This is a genomic window from Azospirillum brasilense, from assembly GCF_003349955.1.
Classification (GTDB): domain Bacteria; phylum Pseudomonadota; class Alphaproteobacteria; order Azospirillales; family Azospirillaceae; genus Azospirillum; species Azospirillum brasilense_B.
In genome coordinates, this window is record NZ_QLKQ01000087.1 from 1 (window position 1) to 21,766 (window position 21,766).

Here is a 21,766-nt window from a genome sequence, read left to right on the forward strand (position 1 = left end):
GCCCCCCTCCCGACCTCCCCCCGCTTCGCAGGGGGAGGAGAAAGCCCTCCCCTGCGGAGCGGGGGAGGGTTTGGGTGGGGGCCCGATGCGACACGCCCCAAGGACCGATCATGAGTGAAATCGCCTTTTTCGGGGCCGTCGAGATCGGGCTGGTGTACGCGCTGGTCGCCCTCGGCGTGTACCTGTCCTTCCGGGTGCTCGATTTTCCGGACCTGACGGTGGACGGCAGCTTCCCGCTGGGGGCGGCGGTCTGCGCCACGCTGCTGGTCGCCGGGGTCAACCCGTGGATCGCCAGCCTCGTCGCGGCGCTGGCCGGGTCGATGGCCGGGCTGGTCACGGCGACGCTGAACGTCCGCTTCAAGATCCTGCACCTGCTGGCCAGCATCCTGACCATGATCGCGTTGTTCTCGGTGAACCTGCGCGTGATGGGCCGCCCGAACGTGGCGCTGCTGATGCAGGACACGGTGCTGACGCCCTTCTACGGGCTGGGGCTGCCCGACCATGTGGTGCGGCCGCTCGTCGTCCTGGTCGTGGTCGTCGTGATCGTCCTGCTGCTGGCCCGCTTCCTGAACAGCGAATTCGGCCTCGCCATGCGGGCGACCGGAGTCAACGCCCGGATGGCCCGCGCGCAGGGGGTGCAGACGGACTTCCACATCTACGCCGGCATGGCCCTGTCCAACGGGCTGTGCGCCCTGGCCGGGGCGCTGTTCGCCCAGACCAACGGCTTCGCCGACGTGACCACCGGCATCGGCACCATCGTGGTCGGTCTGGCCGCGGTGATCGTCGGCGAGACGGTGCTGCCGGCCCGCGCGATGCTGTGGGCGCTGGTCGGCTGCGTCGTCGGCTCCATCCTCTACCGTCTGGCGGTGCAGCTGGCCCTGTCGGCGGACGCCATCGGACTCCAGGCCTCCGACCTCAACCTCGTCACCGCCGTCCTGGTCGCGGTGGCGCTGATCCTGCCGCGGATGCGGCTGAAAGCCGCGTCGAAGAAGAGGGAGGCCGTCCGATGATCACGGTCAACGGCATCCACGTCACCTTCGGGCGCGGCACTCCGCTGGAAAAGCACGCCCTGCGCGGTGTCGACCTGACGATCCCGGAAGGGCAGTTCGTCACCGTCATCGGCTCCAACGGCGCCGGCAAGTCCACCTTCCTGGGCGCGCTGGCCGGCGACGTGATCGCCGAGGAGGGCCGCATCGCCATCGACGGGGTGGACGTCACCCGCTGGGCGACGCCGAAGCGCGCCGCGCTGGTCGCCCGCGTCTTCCAGGACCCGATGGTCGGAAGCTGCACCGCGCTGACCATCGAGGAGAACATGGCGCTGGCCGCCGCCCGCGGGCGCCGCCGTGGCCTGGGCTTCGCCCTGCGCGGCGACCGCCGCCGGCATTTCCGCGAGCGCATCGCGGAGCTGGGCCTTGGGCTGGAGAACCGGCTGCACGACCGCATGGGCCTGCTGTCCGGCGGGCAGCGGCAGGCGGTCAGCCTGCTGATGGCGACGCTCGCCGGCTCGAAGATCCTGCTGCTCGACGAACACACGGCGGCGCTCGACCCCGGAACGGCGGAGTTCGTGCTCGGCCTGACGCGCCGCATCGTCGAGGAGAACCGGCTGACCACGCTGATGGTCACCCACTCCATGCGGCAGGCGCTGGACTATGGCGACCGCACGGTGATGCTGCACGAAGGGCGGATCGTGCTCGACGTGTCCGGCGAGCAGCGCGCCGGGCTGGACGTGCCGCACCTGCTGGCACTGTTCGCCAAGCAGCGCGGCGGCGAGGACATCACCGACGACAGCCTGCTGATCGGGTGAAGGCCGGGGGGCCGCAACCATTCAGACGGTCTTGCGGTCCCGCTCCCCCTCCGGTTCCTCGCGGTCGGCCTCGAACAGGGCCTGAAGCTCGGCGGCGGCCTGCCGCGAGGTCTGGATCAGGCGGTTCTCGTCGTGGTGCACGGCGTGCTGCCGGATCAGCGTGCGCTCGTCATGCTCGCGGAAGGTGTCCAGCGTGTGGCGGGTCTCCTCCGGCGGCAGGCCCAGCGATTCCAACACGCCGCCGGTCAGCCGCAGGCTGGAATCATAGGTCTCGCGCACGAAATGGGTGACCCCGCGGTCCATCAGGAAATGGGCGTGGCGACGGTTGCGGGCGCGGGCGTGGATGACGAGGTGGGGGAAATGGCGCGTCGCCAGCTCCACCACGCGCAGCGACTGCTCCATGTCCTCCAGCGCCACCACCAGCACCTTGGCCTTGTCCGCCCCGGCGGCGCGCAGCAGGTCGAGCCGCGACGGGTCGCCGTAATAGACCTTGTTGCCGAACCGCCGCACGACGTCGACCTGCTCGGCGCTCTGTTCCAGCGCCGTGAAGGGAATGCCGCGCAGCCGCAGCACGCGGCCGACGATCTGCCCGACCCGGCCGAAGCCGCAGATCAGCACCGGCGGCTCGCCGTCCGGCGCGATGGTGTCGTAGGGGCGGACCGGTTTCACGATCAGCCGCGGCGCCAGCCAGCGCTCCTCCGCCGCGAAGACGAAGGGCGTGGCGATCATCGACAGCGTGACCACCAGCATGGCCGTCGCCGCCTGCCCGCCGCTCATCGCCCCGACTCCGACGGCCAGTCCGAACAGCACGAAGCCGAACTCGCCGCCCTGGCTCAGCACCGTGGACAGCCGCGTCGAGCCGCCCGGACGCAGGCCGGACAGGCGGGCCAGCCCGAACAGCACCGCGGCCTTCACGGCCATCAGCCCGAGCGCCAGCGACAGGTAGCGCACCGGCTCGGCCATCAGCGCCGCCACGTCGGCCCCCATGCCCACCGACACGAAGAACAGGCCGAGCAGCAGCCCCTCGAACGGCGCGATGTCGGCCTGCACCTCGTGCCGGTACTCCGAATCGGACAGCAGCACCCCGGCCATGAAGGCGCCGAGCGACATGGACAGCCCCGCCCAGGCGGCGAACAGGGCGGTGCCCAGCACGATCAGCAGGGCGGTGGCGGTGAAGATCTCCGGCGTCCGGGCGCCGTCCACGATGCGCAGCACGGGGCGCAGCAGGTAGCGCCCGCCGGCCAGGATCACCGCGATCGCTCCGCCGGCCTTCAGCACGGCCAGCCACGCCGTCCCGGCGTCCGGCACCTCCCCGGCGCCATGGCCGAGCAGCGGCAGCAGCGCCACCGCCGGGATGATGGCGAGGTCCTGGAACAGCAGGATCGAGAAGGCGCTGCGTCCGGCGTTGGTGGTCAGCAGCTCCCGCTCCGCCAGCATGGGCAGCACCATGGCGGTGGAGGACAGCGAGAGGCCGAACCCGGTCACCGCGGCGGCGGCTGGGGTGAACCCCAGCAGAAGGATGGCGGCGGCGGCGATCACGACGGTGGTCACCGCGACCTGCGCGCCGCCGAGCCCCAGGACCGATCGTCGCATCACCCAGAGGCGGGCGGGGCGCAACTCCAACCCGATCAGGAACAGCAGCATGATAACGCCGAGTTCCGAGACGTGCCGGATCGCCTCGACGTCCGTCACCAGCCCGAGCCCGCCCGGCCCGATGGCCAGCCCCGCCGCGAGATAGCCGAGCGGCCCGCCGAAGCCGATCCGCTTGGCCACCGGCACCGCCAGGACCACGGCGGCCAGCAGCACCACCAACGTCACGAAATCCGGCATCGGCCCCGTCCGCGCTGTGTCGAGGGACGGAATATGGGGGGTTCTTGCCCCCGGCAAAACATTGCCCCCTCCCTAACCCTCCCCCGCTTCGCAGGGGAGGGGATAAAACTCCCTCTCCTGCGAAGCGGGGGAGGGAAGGGGCCCGCGGCGCAAGCCGTGGGAAGGGTGGGGGCAAGTACTTCCCTTACGACACCACGATCCGCGGCGCCGCCCGGGCCGGGCCCTGCTCGCCGGCGATCTTCTCCCACAGGCGCTTGGCGATTCCGCGGTAGACCTTCGCGTGCTCCGATTCGGGCTGGGACACCACGATGGGCTGGCCCTGGTCGGAGGTCTCGCGGATGTCGAGGTGCAGCGGGACCTCGCCGAGGAACTCCATGCCCAGATCGGAGGCCTCCTTGCGGGCGCCGCCGTGGCTGAAGATGTCCGTGCGGTGGCCGCAGTTCGGGCAGCAGAAGTAGCTCATGTTCTCGATGATGCCGAGGACGGGCACGTCCACGCGGCGGAACATGTTCAACCCCTTGCGGGCGTCCAGCAGGGCGATGTCCTGCGGGGTCGAGACGATCACCGCGCCGGCCAGCGGCACCTGCTGCGCCATGGTGAGCTGGGCGTCGCCGGTGCCCGGCGGCATGTCCACCACCAGGACGTCGAGCGTGCCCCAGTTCACATCGCGCAGCATCTGCTGGAGCGCGCTCATCACCATCGGGCCGCGCCAGATCATCGGCGTGTCCTCGGCGACCAGGAAGCCCATCGACATCACCTTGATGCCGTAGTTTTCCATCGGCTCCAGGATCTTGCCGTCGCGGCTGGTCGGCCGGCCGGAGATGCCCAGCATGCGCGGCATGGACGGGCCGTAGATGTCGGCGTCCAGAAGCCCGACCTTCAACCCGTTCGCCGCCATGGCGAGCGCGAGGTTGCTGGCCGTGGTGGACTTGCCGACGCCGCCCTTGCCCGACGCGACGGCGATGATGGCCTTCACGCCCGGAACCAGCGGCTTCTGCTCCGTCGGCTGCCCATGGGAATGGCCGCCGTGGGAGTGGCCGTGCCCGCCATGGGAATGCCCGTGATCGTGCCCGTGGCCCTGCTGCGGGGCCGCACCCTGCCCGGCGGGGCGGTGCGCCGTCAGGACCGCGGTGACCGACAGGACGCCCGGCAGAGCCTCCACCGCTTTCTCGGCGGCGTGGCGCACCGGCTCGGCCTGGGCGCCGCGCTTGGGGTCCACCTCGATCGAAAAGGCGACGTGCCCGTCACGCACGACAAGGCCGGAAAGCATGCCGAGGCTGACGACGTCCTTGCCCCGTTCCGGATCGACAACCGTCCTCAGAGCTTCAAGGACTTGAGCTTCGCTGACCTGCGCCATGGTTGAAAACTCCGCTTCCTTCCCGATATTGGCGGATATCCGTCGGTGAAATCCTTCCCCGAATGGGATGGGCACTATAGGGCCGGCGGACAATAATGGTAAAGGGATCGGACGGTCCGGAAACGATTTGTTTTCCGGAATTTCCGTCCCAAGAATTGAGAGAGCGCGAAGGGGAACGAACGGAATGCCGTGGAGCAATCAGGGAGGGGGCGGCGGTGGCGGCCCCTGGGGTCCTCCGCCGGGTGGTGGCGGTCAGAATCCGTGGGGCCGTCCGCCGGGTGGCGGTGGCGGCGGTGGTGGCGGCGGCGGAGGGCCGCAGCCGCCGGACCTTGAGGATCTGCTGCGCCGCGGCCAGGACCGCCTGAAGCGGGTGATGCCGGGCGGCGTCGGCAGCGGCCGGGGCATCGCGCTCGTCGTCGGCCTGCTGGCCGTGGTCTGGCTGGCCAGCGGCATCTACCGCGTCGAGGCGGACGAGCAGGGCGTCGTGCTGCGCTTCGGCCAGTGGGTGCGCACCGAGCAGCCCGGTCTGCGCTACCATCTGCCGGCGCCCATCGAGACGGTGCTGATGCCCAAGGTGACGCGCGTCAACCGGATCGAGGTCGGCTACCGCTCGGCCGGCGACGGCCGCCGCGGCGACCGCGACGTCCCCGACGAGTCGCTGATGCTGACCGGCGACGAGAACATCATCGACATCGACTTCACCGTCTTCTGGGTCATCAAGGACGCGGGCGAGTATCTGTTCAAGATCCGCGACCCCGAGGCCACCGTGAAGAAGGCGGCGGAAAGCGCGATGCGCGAGGTCATCGGCCGCACCGACCTGCAGCCGGCCCTGACCGAGGCCCGCCAGCAGATCGAAACCTCGACCCGCCAGCTCCTCCAGGCCATGCTGGACGACTATGAGGGCGGCATCGAGGTGACGCAGGTGCAGCTGCAGAAGGCCGACCCGCCGTCGCCCGTCATCGACGCCTTCAACGACGTGCAGCGCGCCCGCGCCGACCGCGAACGCGCCCGCAACGAGGCCGAGGCCTACCGGAACGACGTCATCCCGCGCGCCCGAGGCGACGCGGAGCGGCTGATCCAGGAAGCGTCCGCCTACCGCGAGCAGGTCGTGAACCTGGCACAGGGTGACGCCGACCGCTTCCGCAAGGTGTACGACGCCTACTCGACCGCCAAGGACGTGACCGCCAAGCGCATGTATCTGGAGACCATGGAAGAGATCCTGAGCGGCGCCAACAAGGTCATCATCGACGGCAACGCGCAGGGCGCCCAGGGCGTGGTTCCCTACCTGCCGCTCAACCAGCTCCAGACTGCCCCGGCGCGGCCCGCCGGCCAGCAGCCGGCCCGTTGAGGAGGGATGCCATGAACCGCACATTGTTGGTCGCCGGCATCGGCATCCTCGCCGCGGGCGTGCTCGCCTCGGCCTCGCTGTTCACGGTGAACGAGGCGCAGCAGGCGCTCGTCCTCCAGTTCGGCGAGCCGATGCGGGTCATCCGCGAACCCGGCCTGAAGGCCAAGGTTCCCTTCATCCAGGAAGTCCGCATCCTCGACCGCCGCGTGCTCGACCTCGACCCGCCGGTGGAGCAGGTCATCCTGGCCGACCAGAAGCGCCTGGACGTGGACGCCTTCGCGCGTTACCGCATCCTGGACCCGCTGCGCTTCTACCAGACCGCCGGCAACGAGGCGGTGGCCGAGACGCGGATGAACGCCATCGTGAACTCGGCGCTGCGCCGCGTTCTCGGCAGCGTGACGCTGCTCGCCATCCTGTCGGACGAGCGTCCGCGCGTGATGAACGACATCCGCGGGCAGGTGAACGACGAGGCGAAGCGCTTCGGCATCGAGATCGTCGACGTCCGCATTCGCCGCGCCGACCTGCCGGAGGAGACCAGCCAGTCGATCTTCGCCCGCATGCGGTCGGAGCGTGAGCGCGAAGCCGCCGAGGCCCGCGCCCAGGGTCAGGAGCAGTCGCAGCAGATCCGCTCCCGCGCGGACCGCGAGCGCACCGTCATCCTGGCCGAAGCGCAGCGCGATTCGCAGATCCTGCGCGGTGAAGGCGACAACCAGGCGCTGAAGATGATCGCCGAGGCGACGTCGCAGGACCCGCAGTTCTACAGCTTCTACCGGACGCTCGAAGCCTACCGGAAGTCGCTGAACAAGGACGACACCACCATGGTGCTGTCCCCGAGCGGCGAGTTCTTCCGCTACTTCGGCGACATCACCGGTGGCGGCAACGGCCAGCCGGCGCCGGCCTCGGGCAGTGGTGCTGTGCCGCAGCGGGCTCCGGCTCCGGCGACCGCCCAGCAGCAGTAAGACGTCGCGCTCGTCTCCCCTTCCCCCTTGTCCCGGGGGAGGGGGTGGGGTGGGGGCTCCCGTTCCCCCACCCCGATTTTGTCGTCCCGCCCGGACTTCCTTCTCCGAAATGCCGCCCGACCAATGACGGATTTTCTCACCGCGCTGGCCCTGGTCCTGGTGATCGAGGGCGTGCTCTACGCGCTGTTCCCGTCCGCGATGCGGCGTCTGATCGTCGAAGCGCTGACGATGCCGGAGAACCGGCTGCGCACCGTCGGGCTGGTGACGGCGATGGCCGGCGTCGGATTCGTCTGGCTTCTGCGCGGCGCCTGACACCCTTTTGCCGCGCGCGCGTCGCTGGACCGCGCCGCCATTTTCCGGCCATACTCCGACTTCTATACTCGCGCGTCCTCCGTTGCGGATGGGCTCCGTGCGCCTTTGCTTGAAGCGATGACGCGCGGGGATTACATCCGGCACACGGATCGGTGAAGCGCCCCCTCGGACCGCGATTCGCATGAAACCGCGTGCCGATTGGAACAGATGGCCGATTGGAACAAGAAGGTGCCGGATGTCCGGCAGGGAGAGCTGAGTTGAACCCGAACCACCCCATCCACCGCGCCGAATCCGGCCGCCGGCTGCGCGTCGTGCCGCTGATCGCCGCTCTCCTGTTGGGGCTGTCCGCCGCCGTCGGCACCCCCGCCATGGCCCAGTCGCGCCCGGCGCCGACCAGCTTCGCCGACCTGTCGGAAAAGCTGCTGCCCGCCGTGGTCAACATCTCCACCAGCCAGGCGGTGCCGCAGCGCCAGCAGGGCGCCCGTCCCGAGATGCCGCAGTTCCCGCCGGGCTCGCCGTTCGAGGAGTTCTTCCGCGACTTCTTCGACCGCCAGCAGCAGGACCAGCCGCAGCAGCCGCGCAAGTCGACCTCGCTCGGCTCCGGCTTCATCATCGACGCCAAGAACGGCTACGTGGTCACCAACAACCACGTCATCCAGGACGCCGACGAGATCACCGTCATCCTGCAGGACGACACCAACATCAAGGCGGAGCTGATCGGCAAGGACCCGAAGACCGACGTCGCCCTGCTGAAGATCACCACCAGCCACCCGCTGGTCGCCGTGCCCTTCGGTGATTCGGACACCATGCGCGTGGGCGACTGGGTGCTGGCCATCGGCAACCCGTTCGGCCTGGGCGGTTCGGTCACCGCCGGCATCATCTCGGCCCGCCAGCGCGACATCAACGCCGGCCCCTACGACGACTTCCTGCAGACCGACGCCTCGATCAACCGCGGCAACTCCGGCGGCCCGATGTTCAACCTGAACGGCGAGGTCATCGGCATCAACACGGCGATCTTCTCGCCGTCGGGCGGTTCGGTCGGCATCGGCTTCGCCATCCCGTCCAACCTCGCCAAGCAGGTGGTCGCGCAGCTCCGCGAGTACGGCAAGACCCGCCGCGGCTGGCTGGGCGTGCGCATCCAGGGCGTGACCCCGGAGATCGCCGAGAGCCTGGGCCTGCAGGGCCACAAGGGCGCGCTGGTCGCCTCCATCACCCCGAACGGCCCGGCGGCCAAGGCCGGCATCCAGGCGGGCGACGTGGTGACCAAGTTCGACGGCAAGGAAATCAACGAGATGCGCCGCCTGCCGCGCGTCGTCGCCGAGACGCCGATCGACAAGGCCGTCCCGGTCGAGGTGTGGCGCAAAGGCAAGTCGCAGCAGCTCCAGGTGAAGGTGGGCGAGCTTGAGGCCGCCGAGGAATCGGGCCTTCTCGCCGCCAACCCGGAGGAGCAGCGCCGCCAGCCGCAGCAGGCCCCGGCCCAGAAGCCGACCGAGACGCTGGGCCTGAAGCTGACCAACATCACCCCGGAGCTGCGCCAGCAGTTCGAGATCAAGCCCGAGCTGAAGGGCGTCGTGGTGACCGAGGTGGCCGGCAACTCCACCGCGTCGGAGAAGGGCATCCGCGCCGGCGACGTCATCATCGAGGTCGGCCAGGAGGAGGTCCGCAAGCCGGAGGACGTGACGTCCAAGATCCAGAAGGCCAAGGAGCAGGGCAAGAAGTCGATCCTGCTGCTGGTGGACCGTCACGGCGACCTGCGCTTCGTCGCCATCCCGCTCAGCCAGGGCTGAGCCCAGGGGGCTATCCCCAAAACGAAAAGGGCACCGGCGGGAAACCGCTGGTGCCCTTTCGCTTTATGAGGTGCGTTGATGGGAAGTCAGCCCTCCACGAACTCGCCGATCCGGTAGCCCTGGGCGAACAGCAGGGCGGTGAGGTCGCCGTGGTCGACGCGGGCGCGGGCCTGGGCGGCCACCGTCGGCTTGGCGTGGAAGGCGACGCCCAGCCCGGCGGCCAGCAACATCGGCAGGTCGTTGGCGCCGTCGCCGACGGCCATCGTCTCGACAGTCGGGACGTGGCGCTCCCCGGCGTAGGCGAGCAGGGCCTCCAGCTTGCTGTCCTTGTCGAGGATCGGCTCGACCACCGCGCCGGTCATGACGCCGTCGACGACCTCCAGCACGTTGCCGCGGTCGTCATCGAAGCCGACCCACTGGCGCACCCGCTCCGTGAAGCAGCGGAAGCCGCCGGAAACCAGCACGCAGGCCGCCCCGTTGGCGCGCATGGTGGACACCAACGTCCTGGCGCCGGGCATCAGGGTGGCGCGCTGCCACACCTCGTCGACGACGCTCTCGTTCAGGCCCTTGAGCAGGGCGACCCGCTCCCGCACCGCGCCCTTGAAGTCGATCTCACCGTTCATGGCGCGGGCGGTGATCGCGGCGATGTGGTCCTTCAGCCCGACGTAATCGCCCAGCTCGTCCAGCATCTCCTGCTCGATGATCGTTGATTCCATGTCGGCGACCAGCAGGCGTTTTCTCCGGTTGCCCGGCTTCTGGGCAATCACGTCGATGGCAAGGCCGCCTGACGCAAGATTGGCCAGCGCGCGGCGCACGGCGGCTTCGGCCTGCTCGGGCACCAGCCCTTCCTCGGCGATGTCGCAGGCGCGGTCTGGGGCCAGCCAGTCCGGCTTGGCAGTGTCGGCCCCCAGCGCGGTCAGGGACGCGCGGGCGGCCTGCACGGCCTGCTCGTCGAGAACGGCGGAGGCGGCGGCGATCAGCGTAACGACAGCGCTCATGGCGGGGCGATCCTGGAAGAGCCGTGGGGAAGGGCGCGCGCGCTCCCTAGCACAGCCGGGGGATTGCGCCAACCCACTCCGCCAAGCGTCGTAGACATTCCGCGCCGCGGACCCGGAAGCCTCCCGCCGCGTTTCCGCTGAAATCGCCGGAGGGTTCGTCCATGATCCAGCGGCCTGCCACCCTTCTCACCCCGTCCATTCTCGCTTTCACCCTGCTGTTGGCCGGATGCGGCGCCGGGACCGATCTGGCGCAGCGCCCGCCGCCCGGCTATGTCGGCGACGTGGCGGCGCGCGTCTCGGCGGTGGATTGGGCGCAGGCCCGTCCCGTGACGGTTCAGTTGGACGAGTTCCGGTTCCAGCCCGACCGTCTGTCCTTCGAGCGGGGAACGTCCTACCGCCTGACGCTTGAGAACCGCGGCAACGTCGCACACACCTTCACCTCCGAAGGCTTCTTCAAGGCCATCGCGGTGCGCCGGGTCACCACCGCGCAAGGCACCGTCGAGACGCCGGCCCTGGTGAATCTGGAGATCCCCGCCGGCCAGACCGACGTGGTGGAGTTCGTTCCGGTCGAGGCCGGAACCTACGACCTGGCCTGCCACGAACCGTTGCACAGCGGCTTCGGCATGACCGGGACGATCACGGTTCGCTGAGGCGCCTTCCGGTCAGCCTTGCAAGCCGTGTCCTCCCCTGCCATACGCTGTAGGCGGAGGAACGTCAGGCAAGGCGACATGGCAGAGGACAGCCCGCGCAACCGGGATGTGCAGCACCGGCACGTGGTGGTGATCGGCGGCCCGACGGCGTCGGGCAAGTCGGGCATGGCGCTCGACATCGCCCTGGCGCGCAACGGCACGGTCATCAACGCCGACAGCATGCAGCTCTACGCCGAGCTGGACGTGCTGACTGCCCGTCCTGGGGCGGAGGATCTGGCGCAGGCCCCGCATCGGCTCTACGGCGTGCTGCCGGCGGCGGAGCGCGGGTCCGCCGCGCGCTGGCGCGACATGGCGCTGGCGGAGATCGCCGCGGCCCACGCCGCCGGACGGCTGCCCATCGTCGTCGGCGGCACCGGCCTCTACCTGCGCACGCTGATGGAGGGCTTGAGCGCCGTCCCCGCCGTCCCGGACGAGGTGCGCAAGGCCGCTCACGCCCGGCTCCGGGAGCTGGGGGGCGAGGCGTTCCGCGCGGAGCTGGTGGGCCGCGACCCGGCCTCGGCCAAGCTGAACCCCGGCGACACCACCCGCCTGACCCGCGCCTGGGAAGTGCTGGAGGCCACCGGCCATCCGCTGTCCCATTGGCAGACCCAGCGCGCCGAGGGCGCGCCGGAGGGGTTGGCCTTCTCCGTGCTGGTGATCGACCCGCCGCGCGACGCGCTCTACGCCAACTGCGACCGCCGCTTCCGCGTGATGATGGGGCAGGGGGCGCTGGAGGAGGTGCGGCGGCTCGACGCGCTCGGCCTCGATCCCGACCTGCCGGCGATGAAGGCGCTGGGCGTGCCGGAACTGCGCGACCATCTGGGCGGGGCGCTGACCCTCGACGAAGCCATTGCGCTGGCTCAGCAATCGACGCGCCGCTACGCGAAGCGGCAGGTCACATGGTTCCGCCACCAGCTCGCGGCCCGGCCGCCGGCCTCCGCGCTGCATGGCTGCCATACGATCAATTCGCTCTACACAAGACCACTTAGTGAAGCAATACTGACCTATCTTGAAACGACGTTGCGTCGTTGACCCTCAGGAGGATTGAAAGTGACGGTCGATTGGGGAAACGTGTTTGCCGGTCGCGTCGCCGGCATGGGGGCCTCGGAAATCCGGGAGCTGCTGAAGCTGCTCCAGCGGCCGGAGATCATCTCCTTCGCCGGGGGCATCCCGGACCCCGATTTCTTCCCGACCGCGGCCATCGCCCGCGCCTATGAGAAGATCTTCCAGTCCAACAGCGGGGCCGGCGGCGCGCTTCAGTACACCATCAGCGAGGGCTACACGCCGCTGCGCGAGTGGATCGGCGAGTACATGGGCCGCCGCGGCATCCAGGCCGGGCTGGACGAGGTGCTGGTGACCAGCGGGTCGCAGCAGGCGCTGGAGTTCGTCGGCAAGCTGTTGATCGGGCCGGGCGAGAAGATCCTGGTGACCCGCCCGACCTATCTCGGCGCGCTCCAGGCCTTTTCACCCTACGAGCCGCAGTATCTTTCCGTTCCCGGCGACGCCGAGGGGCCGGACCTCGCCGCGGTGGAAGCGGCGCTGGAGCAGAAGCCGAAGTTCTTCTACCTCGTCCCCGACTTCCAGAACCCCAACGGCACGACGATCTCGCTGGCCCGCCGCGAGGCGCTGCTCGACCTCTGCGCCAAGCACGGCGTGCCGATCGTCGAGGACGCCGCCTACACCGAACTGCGCTACGAGGGCGAGGCGATCCCGTCCCTCGCCGCGCTGGACGCCGCCCGCAACGGCGGCAAGATCACCAACGTGCTCTTCTGCGGCTCCTTCTCCAAGACGATGGTGCCGGCGCTGCGCGTGGGCTGGATCAACGGCCCGGCCGAGGTGATCAACCGGCTGGTCCTGATGAAGCAGGCCGGCGACCTGCACACCAGCACCATCAACCAGATCGTGCTGCACGACGTGGTGTCGCAGACCTTCGACAGCCACATCCGCCGCCTGCGCGCCGCCTACAAGGAGCGCCGCGACGCCATGCTGACCGCGCTGGACGAGTTCGCCCCGGCCGGGGTGACCTGGACCAAGCCGGAAGGCGGCATGTTCGTCTGGATCGAGCTGCCGGAGGGCACCGACGGGGTGGACCTGCTGGCCCGCGCCATCAAGGACGCCAACGTCGCCTTCGTCCCCGGCTCGGCCTTCCACGCCGACCGTTCGGGCAAGAACACGCTGCGTCTCAGCTTCTCCAACAACAACCCGGAGCGCATCCGCGAAGGCATCCGCCGCCTCTGCGGCCTTCTTCAGACCGTCGCGGCGTAACCTCCGCCGCTTCTTGCGCAACGGCCTGCCTCCGCACCCGCGGGGCAGGCCGTTCGTGTTTGCGGGCGGCTTTGCGGGGAGAGCGGTCTTTCCAGCTTGCGAAATATTTGGAAAAACTGCGGCAAAAAATCTTTTCGATCATTCGCAAAATGGGTTGACCGAAGACGGACGAATTGTCTAGTTTGCCGGTCCCGGCCTTCGCCTTTGGGGATAACCCCTTGTTTTCCCAGCAGGCCATCGCCGGGGTTTGAGAAGGAACAGGGCCGCCCGTGAAAAGAGGGGCCCCCATTGGAAGGTCGTGAGCTATGCCCGAACAGAAGCTGACCGGCGCGCAGATCGTCATCAAGGCCCTGAAGGATCAGGGCGTAGACATCATCTTCGGTTATCCGGGCGGCGCGGTACTTCCGATCTATGACGCCATCTTCCAGCAGAACGACATCAAGCACATCCTGGTCCGGCACGAGCAGGCGGCCGTGCACGCCGCGGAAGGCTACGCCCGCTCCACCGGCAAGGTGGGCTGCGTGCTGGTGACCTCCGGCCCCGGCGCCACCAACGCCGTGACGGGCCTGCTCGACGCGCTGTGCGACAGCATTCCGCTGGTCTGCCTGTCGGGGCAGGTGCCGACCCACCTGATCGGCAACGACGCCTTCCAGGAGGCCGACACCACCGGCATCACGCGTCCCTGCACCAAGCACAATTATCTGGTGAAGGACGTCAACCAGCTGGCCCGCACCATGCACGAGGCCTTCTATGTGGCGCGCAGCGGCCGCCCCGGCCCGGTGCTGGTCGACATCCCGAAGGACGTGCAGTTCGCCGACGGCACCTACATCCCGCCGACCGAGGTGAAGCACAAGACCTACCGCCCGCAGGTGAAGCCCGAGATCGCCCGCGTGGAGGAGGCCATCGAGCTGATCGCCAACGCCAAGCGCCCGATCTTCTACACCGGCGGCGGCGTGGTGAACGCCGGCCCGATCGCGGCCAAGCTGCTGACCCAGTTCGTGAAGATGACGGGCTTCCCGATCACCTCGACCCTGATGGGGCTGGGCGCCTTCCCGGCGTCGGACCCGCAGTGGCTGGGCATGCTGGGCATGCATGGGACGTACGAGGCGAACCTCGCCATGTACAACTGCGACGTCATGATCAACATCGGCGCCCGCTTCGACGACCGCGTGACCGGCAAGCTGTCGGAATTCGCGCCGGGCTCGAAGAAGATCCACGTCGACATCGACCCCAGCTCGATCAACAAGAACGTCGCGGTGGACATCCCCATCGTCGGTGACGCCGGCGCCGTCCTGGAGGACATGATCCGCATCTGGAAGGCCCGCCAGAAGCGCGCCGACCAGACCGCCCTGAAGGAGTGGTGGGGTCAGGTCGAGGGCTGGCGCGCCCGCAACTGCCTGAACTACAACCGCACCGAGGCGGTCATCAAGCCGCAGTACGCGCTGGAGCGGCTGCGCGAGGCGCTGCGCGGCAAGAACCATTACGTGACGACCGAGGTCGGCCAGCACCAGATGTGGGCCGCCCAGTTCCTGCCCTTCGACGAGCCGAACCGCTGGATGACCTCCGGCGGCCTGGGCACCATGGGCTACGGCCTGCCGGCGGCCATCGGCGCCCAGCTCGCCCACCCCGACGCCATCGTGGTGGACGTTTCGGGCGAGGCGTCCTTCCTGATGAACATGCAGGAGATCGGCACGGCGGTGCAGTACCGCGCCCCGGTCAAGATCTTCATCCTGAACAACAAGTACATGGGCATGGTGCGCCAGTGGCAGGAGCTGCTGCACGGCTCCCGCTACTCCAACAGCTACTCCGAGGCGCTGCCCGACTTCGTGAAGCTGGCGGAAAGCTGGGGCTGCGTCGGCCTGCGCGCGACCACGGTGGCCGAGGTGGACGAGGTCATCGAGAAGATGCTGGCCGTCACCGACCGCCCCTGCATCATCGACATCGCCGTGGACCCGAAGGAGAACTGCTTCCCGATGATCCCCGGCGGCAAGGCCCACAACGAAATCCTGTTCGGTCCGGAGGACAGCCCGTCCGACGCCACGCCGGAAGACGGCATGGTGCTGGTCTGATCGCGGCGACCAAGACGAACGGTTGAAGGCCCTCTGGCGGAGTACGGATCGTGGAAGAGAAGATCGAGAAGCACACCATCGCCGTGCTGGTGGACAACGAGCCGGGCGTGCTGGCCCGCGTCATCGGCCTGTTCTCGGGCCGCGGCTACAACATCGAAAGCCTGACGGTGGCGGAGGTGAACAACGCCGACCACCTGTCGCGCATCACCCTGGTCACCTCCGGCACCCGTATGGTGGTGGAGCAGATCAAGGCCCAGCTCGACCGCCTCGTGCCGGTGCACAAGGTGCACGACCTGACGGACGAGGGGCCGTCGGTGGAGCGCGAACTGGCGCTGGTCAAGGTGGCCGGCACCGGCGACCGCCGCATCGAGGCGCTGCGCCTGGCCGACATCTTCAAGGCGAAGGTGGTCGACGCCACCCTGACCTCCTTCGTGTTCGAACTGACCGGCACGACGGCCGAGGTCGACGACTTCGTCGGGCTGATGGCCCAGCTCGGCCTCGTCGAGGCCAGCCGAACCGGCGTCGTCGCCATGTCCAAGGGAGCCACCGGGTTCTGATCCCGGCCTTATGACGGCGGGCCATGAGTGTGAAGCGACCCAGCCCGCCGTCCTTTATCCGTCTACCGAACAGTGTTCTGCTTGACGCGGCCCTTTCGCCGGTGGAGTAATTCCGCTGCGCAAAACCCGCACCACCAGATCGAAAAATCCAAGGAAGACCACCATGCGCGTCTATTATGATCGTGATGCCGACGTGAACCTGATCAAGGGGAAGAAGGTCGTCATCGTCGGCTACGGCAGCCAGGGCCACGCCCACGCCAACAACCTGCGTGACAGCGGCGTGAAGGACGTGCGCATCGCCCTCCGCCCCGGCTCGGCCACCATCAAGAAGGCCGAGAACGCCGGCTTCACGGTCATGTCCCCGGCCGAGGCCGCCGCCTGGGCCGACGTGGTGATGATCCTCACCCCGGACGAGCTGCAGGCCGACCTGTACCGCGACGACCTCGCCAAGAACCTGAAGGAAGGCGCCGCCCTGGCCTTCGCGCACGGCCTGAACGTGCACTTCAACCTGATCGAGCCGCGCGCCGACCTCGACGTGTTCATGATCGCGCCGAAGGGCCCCGGCCACACCGTCCGCGGCGAGTACCAGCGCGGCGGCGGCGTGCCCTGCCTCGTGGCCGTGCACCAGAACGCCTCGGGCAACGGGCTGGACATCGCCCTGTCCTACGCCTCGGCCATCGGCGGCGGCCGCGCCGGCATCATCGAGACGACCTTCAAGGAAGAGTGCGAGACCGACCTGTTCGGCGAGCAGGCCGTGCTCTGCGGCGGCCTGACCGAGCTGATCAAGGCCGGCTACGAGACGCTGACCGAGGCCGGCTACGCCCCGGAGATGGCCTATTTCGAGTGCCTGCACGAGGTGAAGCTGATCGTCGACCTCATGTATGAGGGCGGCATGGCCAACATGCGCTACTCGATCTCCAACACCGCCGAGTACGGCGACTACAAGACCGGCCCGCGCATCATCACCCCGGAGACCAAGGCCGAGATGAAGCGCGTTCTGGAGGACATCCAGACCGGCCGTTTCGTCCGCGACTGGATGCTGGAGTGCAAGGCCGGCCAGCCGTCCTTCAAGGCGACCCGCCGCCGCAACGCCGAGCATTCGATCGAGCAGGTCGGCGAGAAGCTGCGCGCCATGATGCCCTGGATCGCCGAGCGTCGTCTGGTCGACAAGTCCAAGAACTGATCGGTTCTTGGATCGAGAAACGGGAAAGCGCGCCGCGAGGCGCGCTTTTTCGTTTTTGGGAGTTCTGCGGTGGCTTGCCCCCCTCCCGACCTCCCCCCGCTTCGCAGGGGGAGGAGCAAATTCCCTCCCCTGCGAAGCGGGGGAGGGCTAGGGAGGGGGCAAAACCTCTACATTTTCACACATCCCCCCGCGACCGGTCCGCCCTCGGCCGCTCGTCGAGCAGCGGCCGGCCGGTCTGCACGAAATGCACCACCTCCGCGATGTTGGTCGCGTGGTCGCCGATGCGCTCCAGGCTCTTGGCGATGAACAGCAGGTGCATGTGGGCGGTGAACATCTCCGGCAGGCGGGCCGCCGACTGGTTGATGCTCTCGCACAGGCTGGTGTAGAGCGCGTCGACCTCGTCGTCGGTGCGCCAGACGCGCAGCGCCAGATCGACGTCGCCGTCCACATAGGCATCCACCGCGGTGGTCAGGCGCTGGCGCACCAGACGGCCCAGGTTGGGCAGGGTGCTCATCGCCGGGGATTCGGGGAACTCGGCCACGGAGACGGCGCGGCGGGCAGTGTTGGCGGCGTGGTCGCCGACGCGCTCCAAATTCCCGGCGATCTTCAGGGCGGCGATCACCTCGCGCAGGTCGTCGGCCACCGGCTGGCGCAGCACCAGCATGCGCATGCAGTTCGCCTCGATCTCGTGCTCGTAGCTGTCGAGGCGCGCGTCGGACTCGACGATGGCGCGGGCCTGCTCCGGGTTGCGCTGGGTCAGGCAGGTCAGCGCGCCATCGAGCTGGGTTTCCGCGGCGCCCGCCATCTGCACGATGCTGGCCTTCAGCCGCTTCATGGCGTCTTCGAACGCGGTGACGATGTGCGGGGCGGGGTGCTTCATGGGACTGGCCTTGTCAGTGCGGGCGTCGGTGCGGCGGACGGCCGGAAACCTTACCGGTTCGCGGCCCGGCAGGCCAGCGCCGTCGCTGCGGGGGATGCGGCGCGCGGTGCATGGGAACGGTTGATTTCGCATGTGCGAAATGGCAAGAGTTCGGCCCTCCTACCCCTTATGACCAAGCGCGGACGCCGACCGTCATGATCGAACGCCGTTTCGAACAGATCATCTTCGCCAGCCGCTGGCTGCTCGCCCCCTTCTATCTCGGGCTCGTCGTGTCGCTGGTGCTCCTGCTGGCGAAGTTCACGCAGGAGATCTTCCACATCGTCCCGCATGTGCTGGAGATGCAGGAAAAGGACGTGCTGCTGGCGGTGCTGACGCTGATCGACCTGTCGCTGGCCGGCAACCTGCTGCTGATGGTGATCTTTTCGGGATACGAGAACTTCGTGTCGAAGATCGACGTCGCCGACCACAAGGACCGTCCGGACTGGATGGGCAAGGTCGACTTCGGCGGGCTGAAGCTGAAGCTGATCGCCTCCATCGTGGCGATCTCCGGCATCCACCTGCTCAAGGCCTTCATGAACATGGACAACATCAGCAAGGAGAACCTGATGTGGATGGTCGTCGTCCACATGACCTTCGTGCTGTCCGGCGTTCTGTTGGCGCTGATGGACCGCCTGGAGGGGAGCCATCACGGAGCGCACGGCACGGCCGCGGCCGCTGCGAAATCCGACCATCATTGAGGCCGCCGGAGCGGTTTCAAACCCGACACAAAGCCGTTGCGGCGGGTTGGGAATCAGCCTAAGGATACCCCCGGCGCGAGCGGGGCGGTTGGCCGGACGCCGGAGGTTCCCGCCTCCTGTTGACGGAAAATTAACCCTGACGCGGCAGTGTGGCGGGCACCGGAGGACGGCGTTCCGCCAGGACTTCGGGGACTGGACATTCCGCCGGGACCGGCCTTGCCTCAAGGACCGCCTCCCATCGACCAGAGCGCCGGACCGGCGCCGGCGACCGCCCCACGGGCGCCGGAGACAGGGTTCGGCAAGGCGTGCCGTCTGCACTCTCCGCTTGAGCGCGAAGGGGCATTCGTCTATGGAACCGTTGGCGGGCGTGGCCCTCCGCATCGGAGCGGGCACATCGCCGGCAAGGCCGTCTCAACCGCATTGAAGAGTTAGTCGGGTCCATGCTTTCCAAACTCCTCGGCGTGCTTTCCGCCGACATGGCGATCGATTTGGGGACGGCCAACACCCTGGTCTATGTCAAGGGCCGCGGCATCGTTCTGAACGAACCCTCGGTCGTGGCGATCGCCAACGTCCGCGGCAAGAAGCAGGTGCTGGCCGTCGGCGACGAGGCGAAGATGATGCTGGGCCGCACGCCCGGCAACATCCAGGCCATCCGCCCCCTCCGCGACGGCGTCATCGCCGACTTCGAAGTCGCCGAGGAGATGATCAAGCACTTCATCCGCAAGGTGCACAACCGGCGCAGCTTCGCCAGCCCGCAGGTCATCATCTGCGTGCCGTCGGGCTCCACCGCCGTGGAGCGCCGCGCGATCCAGGAATCGGCGGAGGCCGCCGGCGCCCGCCGCGTCTTCCTGATCGAGGAGCCGATGGCCGCCGCGATCGGCGCCGGGCTCCCGGTGACGGAGCCGACCGGTTCCATGGTCGTGGACATCGGCGGCGGCACCACCGAGGTGGCCGTGTTGTCGCTGGGCGGCATCGTCTATTCGCGCTCGGTCCGCGTGGGCGGCGACAAGATGGACGAAGCCATCATCGGCTACATCCGCCGCACCCACAATCTGCTGGTCGGCGAAGGCTCGGCGGAGCGGATCAAGAAGGAAATCGGCTCGGCCTGCCCGCCGGAAGACGGCGAGGGCCGCATCCTGGAGATCAAGGGCCGCGACCTGATGAACGGCGTGCCCAAGGAACTCATCATCTCCGAGCGGCAGATCGCCGAGTCCCTGGCGGAGCCGGTGTCGGCCATCGTCGAGGCGGTGAAGGTCGCGCTGGAGCATACGGCGCCGGAACTGGCCGCGGACATCGTGGACAAGGGCATCGTGCTGACCGGCGGCGGCGCCCTGCTGGGCAACCTGGACTTCGTCCTGCGCCACGCCACCGGCCTGCCGGTGTCGATCGCCGACGACCCGCTGTCCTGCGTCGCGCTGGGCACCGGGCGGGCGCTGGAAGAGATGAAGACGCTGCGAAACGTCTTGGTCAGCGCCTACTGATTGGTGTATTGCTCGGTTGGGTTCCCCCGGTGGTTCGTCCATTCGCCGGCGTAGCCGGGGGCGGATCGCGTACCTGGACGGGATGATCCTGTGAAGCCTCGCAATTCCGGTTCCGTCGTGCGCCTTGCCGCCCCGCTGCGGGCGCTCGCCCAGCGCTTCTCCTTCCTGTTGCTGGTGCTCGCCTCCGTCGCCCTGATGATGGTGGGCCGGATCGACGCGCTGTCGGTGGACAGCGCGCGCGCCCGGGTGACCGACGCCTTCGCCCCGATCCTCGACGCCATCTCGCGCCCTGCCGCAACCGCCGCCCATGTCGTGGAGTCGGTGGTCGAGGTGCAGAACGCCTTCGAGGAGAACCAGCGTCTGAAGGCGGAGAACGCGCGGCTGCTGCAGTGGAAGCAGGCGGCGCTGCGGCTGGAGGCCGAGAACATCAGCCTCCGCTCGCTGCTGAAGGCGACGCCGGAGCCGTCCTCCTCCTTCATCACGGCGCGGGTCATCGCCGCTCCGGGCAGCTCCTTCCTGCGCACGCTGGTGGTCACCGCCGGCCGCCGCGACGGGGTGCGCAAGGGGCAGGCGGCCATCGCCGGCAGCGGGCTGGTCGGCCGGGTGATCGAGGTCGGGGAGTGGTCGGCCCGCGTCCTCCTGCTGACCGACATCAACACCCGCATCCCCGTGGTTCTGGAGCGCTCGCGCCAGCGGGCGGTGATGGCGGGCGACAATTCCGACCAGACGCGGCTCCTCTACCTGCCGCCGGAAGCGCCGGTGCAGGTGGGCGAGCGGGTGGTCACCTCCGGTCACGGCGGGCAGTTCCCGCCGGGCCTGCCGGTGGGCGTGGTGTCCTCGGCTGGTGAACGTGGCGTCCGGGTGCAGCCGAACGTCGATTTGTCGCGGGTCGAGCACCTGCAACTGGTCGAGTTCAGCCTGCCGGGAAGCGAGGCGGAACCGTCGTCCGAGTCGAAATGACGCTGACCGTGTGGCAGCGGCTGGACAAGACGGGGCGGAATCTCGCCCCGTTCGCGGTGACGGTCATGCTGGCGCTGGCCGGAATGATCCCGGTGCCGCTGCCCGGCTATGCGTCGGTGGCGCCTTTCCTGACCGCCGTCGCCGTCTATTATTGGGCGATCCACCGGCCCGACCTGATGGGGCCCGGCACCGCCTTTCTGATCGGCTTGCTGCAGGACCTGCTGACCGGTGGGCCTCTGGGGGTGAACGCGCTGGTGCTGGTGCTGGTCCATTGGGCGGTGTCCAGCCAGCGGCGCGTGCTGGCGTCGAGCACCTTCGCCCTGATGTGGTTCGGCTTCGGGCTCGTCATGCTGGGCGTGGCCTGCATCCAGTGGCTGGCCTTTTCGGCGCTTCAGGCGACGGTGCTGCCGTTCCGGCCGGCGCTGTTCCAGGCGCTGCTGACCATGGCCTTCTTCCCGGCCATCGCCTGGATGCTGATCCGCGTGCACCGGGCGTTTCTTCAGGGATGATCGGCGGGCGTGTGGGCAGGGATGATCTGGCAGGGGATGTG

20 protein-coding genes are annotated in these 21,766 nt (G+C 68.7%); 16 read left to right on the forward strand and 4 right to left on the reverse strand.

The features are described 5' to 3' along the window. Positions 1–110: 110 nt before the first annotated feature. On the forward strand, positions 111–1,010 hold the full coding sequence (locus DXK32_RS27235; RefSeq protein ID WP_114861373.1) for an ABC transporter permease: 900 nt from the start codon (positions 111–113) through the stop codon (positions 1,008–1,010). Further along, on the forward strand, positions 1,007–1,804 hold the full coding sequence (locus DXK32_RS27240; RefSeq protein ID WP_114861374.1) for an ABC transporter ATP-binding protein: 798 nt from the start codon (positions 1,007–1,009) through the stop codon (positions 1,802–1,804). Before DXK32_RS27235 ends, DXK32_RS27240 begins: the two co-directional genes overlap by 4 nt. Before the next feature lie 21 nt (positions 1,805–1,825). Here DXK32_RS27240 and DXK32_RS27245 read toward each other — a convergent pair whose 3' ends face one another. Beyond that, positions 1,826–3,634: a monovalent cation:proton antiporter-2 (CPA2) family protein gene (locus DXK32_RS27245; RefSeq protein ID WP_114861375.1), complete on the reverse strand. Its 1,809-nt coding sequence runs from the start codon at positions 3,632–3,634 to the stop codon at positions 1,826–1,828. A 184-nt stretch (positions 3,635–3,818) separates the two neighbouring features. Then, entirely contained in the window at positions 3,819–4,991 is a 1,173-nt protein-coding gene (apbC, locus tag DXK32_RS27250; RefSeq protein ID WP_114861376.1) for an iron-sulfur cluster carrier protein ApbC, read from the reverse strand. A 184-nt stretch (positions 4,992–5,175) separates the two neighbouring features. Here apbC and hflK point away from each other — a divergent pair, with 184 nt between their 5' ends. The 4 genes from hflK (at position 5,176) to DXK32_RS27270 (ending at position 9,397) form a co-directional block, all read left to right on the forward strand. Continuing rightward, complete coding sequence (gene hflK / locus DXK32_RS27255; protein WP_114861377.1) at positions 5,176–6,339, forward strand: FtsH protease activity modulator HflK; 1,164 nt, start codon at positions 5,176–5,178, stop codon at positions 6,337–6,339. A gap of 11 nt (positions 6,340–6,350) precedes the next feature. Next, a complete protein-coding gene (hflC, locus tag DXK32_RS27260) occupies positions 6,351–7,298 on the forward strand; it encodes a protease modulator HflC (protein WP_114861378.1) in 948 nt (315 codons plus the stop codon). A 123-nt stretch (positions 7,299–7,421) separates the two neighbouring features. Further along, positions 7,422–7,610 carry a DUF2065 domain-containing protein gene (locus DXK32_RS27265; RefSeq protein ID WP_014239988.1) on the forward strand — a complete coding sequence of 63 codons (189 nt, stop codon included), beginning with the start codon at positions 7,422–7,424 and terminating at the stop codon, positions 7,608–7,610. A 257-nt stretch (positions 7,611–7,867) separates the two neighbouring features. Continuing rightward, positions 7,868–9,397, forward strand: a complete 1,530-nt coding sequence (locus DXK32_RS27270; protein WP_114861379.1) for a DegQ family serine endoprotease — start codon at positions 7,868–7,870, stop codon at positions 9,395–9,397. An 86-nt stretch (positions 9,398–9,483) separates the two neighbouring features. On the opposite strand, the gene serB is transcribed toward DXK32_RS27270, so the two are convergent. Next, positions 9,484–10,395 (reverse strand): phosphoserine phosphatase SerB, encoded by a 912-nt coding sequence (gene serB, locus DXK32_RS27275; RefSeq protein ID WP_114861380.1) that lies wholly within the window; start codon positions 10,393–10,395, stop codon positions 9,484–9,486. 161 nt (positions 10,396–10,556) lie between these two features. Between serB and DXK32_RS27280 the strand changes: the two genes are divergently transcribed. The 6 genes from DXK32_RS27280 (at position 10,557) to ilvC (ending at position 17,158) form a co-directional block, all read left to right on the forward strand. Continuing rightward, complete coding sequence (locus DXK32_RS27280) at positions 10,557–11,045, forward strand: cupredoxin domain-containing protein (RefSeq protein WP_114861381.1); 489 nt, start codon at positions 10,557–10,559, stop codon at positions 11,043–11,045. A 78-nt stretch (positions 11,046–11,123) separates the two neighbouring features. Then, the gene (gene miaA, locus DXK32_RS27285; protein ID WP_114861382.1) at positions 11,124–12,116 is read left to right on the forward strand and encodes a tRNA (adenosine(37)-N6)-dimethylallyltransferase MiaA; all 993 of its coding nucleotides are present in this window, start codon (positions 11,124–11,126) and stop codon (positions 12,114–12,116) included. 18 nt (positions 12,117–12,134) lie between these two features. Beyond that, the gene (locus DXK32_RS27290) at positions 12,135–13,349 is read left to right on the forward strand and encodes a PLP-dependent aminotransferase family protein (protein ID WP_114861383.1); all 1,215 of its coding nucleotides are present in this window, start codon (positions 12,135–12,137) and stop codon (positions 13,347–13,349) included. A 305-nt stretch (positions 13,350–13,654) separates the two neighbouring features. Further along, the gene (locus tag DXK32_RS27295; RefSeq protein WP_114861384.1) at positions 13,655–15,418 is read left to right on the forward strand and encodes an acetolactate synthase 3 large subunit; all 1,764 of its coding nucleotides are present in this window, start codon (positions 13,655–13,657) and stop codon (positions 15,416–15,418) included. A 50-nt stretch (positions 15,419–15,468) separates the two neighbouring features. Further along, complete coding sequence (gene ilvN / locus DXK32_RS27300; protein ID WP_114861385.1) at positions 15,469–15,975, forward strand: acetolactate synthase small subunit; 507 nt, start codon at positions 15,469–15,471, stop codon at positions 15,973–15,975. Positions 15,976–16,138: 163 nt separating this feature from the next. Further along, the gene (gene ilvC, locus DXK32_RS27305; protein ID WP_114861386.1) at positions 16,139–17,158 is read left to right on the forward strand and encodes a ketol-acid reductoisomerase; all 1,020 of its coding nucleotides are present in this window, start codon (positions 16,139–16,141) and stop codon (positions 17,156–17,158) included. Between the two features lie 175 nt (positions 17,159–17,333). Here ilvC and phoU read toward each other — a convergent pair whose 3' ends face one another. Beyond that, entirely contained in the window at positions 17,334–18,038 is a 705-nt protein-coding gene (gene phoU / locus DXK32_RS27310; protein ID WP_114861387.1) for a phosphate signaling complex protein PhoU, read from the reverse strand. Between the two features lie 194 nt (positions 18,039–18,232). Here phoU and DXK32_RS27315 point away from each other — a divergent pair, with 194 nt between their 5' ends. From DXK32_RS27315 to mreD, 4 genes are all read left to right on the forward strand, one after another. Then, on the forward strand, positions 18,233–18,775 hold the full coding sequence (locus DXK32_RS27315; RefSeq protein WP_114861388.1) for a TIGR00645 family protein: 543 nt from the start codon (positions 18,233–18,235) through the stop codon (positions 18,773–18,775). A 440-nt stretch (positions 18,776–19,215) separates the two neighbouring features. After that, on the forward strand, positions 19,216–20,256 hold the full coding sequence (locus tag DXK32_RS27320; RefSeq protein WP_014240000.1) for a rod shape-determining protein: 1,041 nt from the start codon (positions 19,216–19,218) through the stop codon (positions 20,254–20,256). A gap of 90 nt (positions 20,257–20,346) precedes the next feature. After that, complete coding sequence (mreC, locus tag DXK32_RS27325; RefSeq protein ID WP_038528588.1) at positions 20,347–21,216, forward strand: rod shape-determining protein MreC; 870 nt, start codon at positions 20,347–20,349, stop codon at positions 21,214–21,216. Next, the gene (gene mreD, locus DXK32_RS27330) at positions 21,213–21,725 is read left to right on the forward strand and encodes a rod shape-determining protein MreD (RefSeq protein WP_114861389.1); all 513 of its coding nucleotides are present in this window, start codon (positions 21,213–21,215) and stop codon (positions 21,723–21,725) included. The genes mreC and mreD overlap by 4 nt, the downstream gene beginning before the upstream one ends. Positions 21,726–21,766 lie beyond the last annotated feature (41 nt).

Coding starts and splice junctions, on each gene's coding strand:
- phoU (WP_114861387.1), bottom strand. CDS start 18,038: ATGAAGCACCCCGCCCCGCACATCGTCACCGCGTTCGAAGACGCCATG.
- hflC (WP_114861378.1), top strand. CDS start 6,351: ATGAACCGCACATTGTTGGTCGCCGGCATCGGCATCCTCGCCGCGGGC.
- ilvC (WP_114861386.1), top strand. CDS start 16,139: ATGCGCGTCTATTATGATCGTGATGCCGACGTGAACCTGATCAAGGGG.
- hflK (WP_114861377.1), top strand. CDS start 5,176: ATGCCGTGGAGCAATCAGGGAGGGGGCGGCGGTGGCGGCCCCTGGGGT.
- DXK32_RS27245 (WP_114861375.1), bottom strand. CDS start 3,634: ATGCCGGATTTCGTGACGTTGGTGGTGCTGCTGGCCGCCGTGGTCCTG.
- DXK32_RS27315 (WP_114861388.1), top strand. CDS start 18,233: ATGATCGAACGCCGTTTCGAACAGATCATCTTCGCCAGCCGCTGGCTG.
- DXK32_RS27295 (WP_114861384.1), top strand. CDS start 13,655: ATGCCCGAACAGAAGCTGACCGGCGCGCAGATCGTCATCAAGGCCCTG.
- DXK32_RS27265 (WP_014239988.1), top strand. CDS start 7,422: ATGACGGATTTTCTCACCGCGCTGGCCCTGGTCCTGGTGATCGAGGGC.
- DXK32_RS27280 (WP_114861381.1), top strand. CDS start 10,557: ATGATCCAGCGGCCTGCCACCCTTCTCACCCCGTCCATTCTCGCTTTC.
- miaA (WP_114861382.1), top strand. CDS start 11,124: ATGGCAGAGGACAGCCCGCGCAACCGGGATGTGCAGCACCGGCACGTG.
- serB (WP_114861380.1), bottom strand. CDS start 10,395: ATGAGCGCTGTCGTTACGCTGATCGCCGCCGCCTCCGCCGTTCTCGAC.
- DXK32_RS27320 (WP_014240000.1), top strand. CDS start 19,216: ATGCTTTCCAAACTCCTCGGCGTGCTTTCCGCCGACATGGCGATCGAT.
- DXK32_RS27240 (WP_114861374.1), top strand. CDS start 1,007: ATGATCACGGTCAACGGCATCCACGTCACCTTCGGGCGCGGCACTCCG.
- mreD (WP_114861389.1), top strand. CDS start 21,213: ATGACGCTGACCGTGTGGCAGCGGCTGGACAAGACGGGGCGGAATCTC.
- apbC (WP_114861376.1), bottom strand. CDS start 4,991: ATGGCGCAGGTCAGCGAAGCTCAAGTCCTTGAAGCTCTGAGGACGGTT.
- DXK32_RS27235 (WP_114861373.1), top strand. CDS start 111: ATGAGTGAAATCGCCTTTTTCGGGGCCGTCGAGATCGGGCTGGTGTAC.